This window comes from Vibrio sp. 1731 (genome assembly GCF_033339955.1).
GTDB lineage: Bacteria > Pseudomonadota > Gammaproteobacteria > Enterobacterales > Vibrionaceae > Vibrio > Vibrio alginolyticus.
Window position 1 is genome coordinate 1 of the sequence record NZ_JAWOVO010000144.1, and the last position, 1,111, is coordinate 1,111.

1 protein-coding gene and 1 pseudogene are annotated in these 1,111 nt (G+C 42.3%); both read left to right on the forward strand.

Translation table 11 applies throughout. The annotated features are described in order from the left end of the window. Window positions 1–108 precede the first annotated feature (108 nt). Window positions 109–558, forward strand: a complete 450-nt coding sequence (locus R7035_RS25780; RefSeq protein WP_005498619.1) for a hypothetical protein — start codon at window positions 109–111, stop codon at window positions 556–558. Window positions 559–561: 3 nt separating this feature from the next. Next, window positions 562–1,111 (forward strand): annotated as a pseudogene (locus R7035_RS25785) (type II secretion protein); the annotation flags it as partial.

The window sequence follows — 1,111 nt, forward strand, 5'->3', positions numbered from 1 at the left end:
GCCGAAGTTCGAGCGAACGAGTGACCTTGAGCGCTTGCTGAAGCTCGATCTTTCGAAAGTTGATGACGAAGAATTGGAAAATACGATAAAGGCGGGAGGCTTTAACTAATGAAGGCAAACCTATTATTGGTCGTTTCCGTTTTACTGACCGGTTGCTCGGTATCGGTAACCCCAAATAAAACGACGGTAGACACCATTGTGGAAACCTTTGAGTTTCGAGTCACCAACAAAGACGTTGCAATGGATAAGTCGGTTAACTTTGTTAATCAAATCAATAGCCAATACCCAAAGTCTACGTTTGCAATCAATTACGACACCGAAGAGAGTCAATTTGTTGATGGTTTTGTAAAAGAAATCAAAGCCAAAGGCGTAAATAAACTGCGATACACACTGAACGCAAACAGTGAGGGCAAAGGTGTAAAAATCGTCGCGAAGTATCACAAGATTCAAGAACAAACCTGTGGTGCTGTTTCATTCAATACTCTTAAAAATCATCCATTTGGATGCAGCTTGGAATACAACAGACGTTTGAGTATGACGAATCCTGTCGTGGAGTAAAAAATGGATTTAGATAACCTATTCAAAACGACTTCATCGAGTAAAGACAAAAAGAATAACACCATTGATCTGGTTGTTTCAGATGATATGGCTTTTCTGCAAGCGATCGATGAGCTCTATGCGATCGAAGGTTTCGCATCACCTCTTAAAGTAGATGATATCGATGATGAGAGTTGGCACAAAACAAGCGCAGAAATAAAGCATGTCGTTCTTGATTTGCGAGATTGTGGCGAGCTTGTTTCGGAAGTGGCGGAAATATCTTCAAGATTAGATGTGAGCATCTCTCTGATTGTGTTGAGCAACACGGACTCAATCTTGATGCGTGACAAAGTGCTGTCGTTAGGTGCGAACTACATTCTTTGGGATCCGGAACTTGATGGCTTGTTGGGCGCATTAAAAGAGTCTGGTAAAGACACATTTTCGCCAACGGTGAAGAAAAAGTCGCGAATCGCGAAAAGAGTCTTGATGCTTGGTAGTAAAGGCGGTGTTGGCGTGTCAACCATCAGTGCTTTTTTATCCCACAGCTTAAGCCAGCAAGCGAGCTTGAAAACGT

Excerpts from the sequence above, each read along its gene's own strand:
- R7035_RS25780 (WP_005498619.1), top strand. The coding sequence starts at position 109 with ATGAAGGCAAACCTATTATTGGTCGTTTCCGTTTTACTGACCGGTTGC.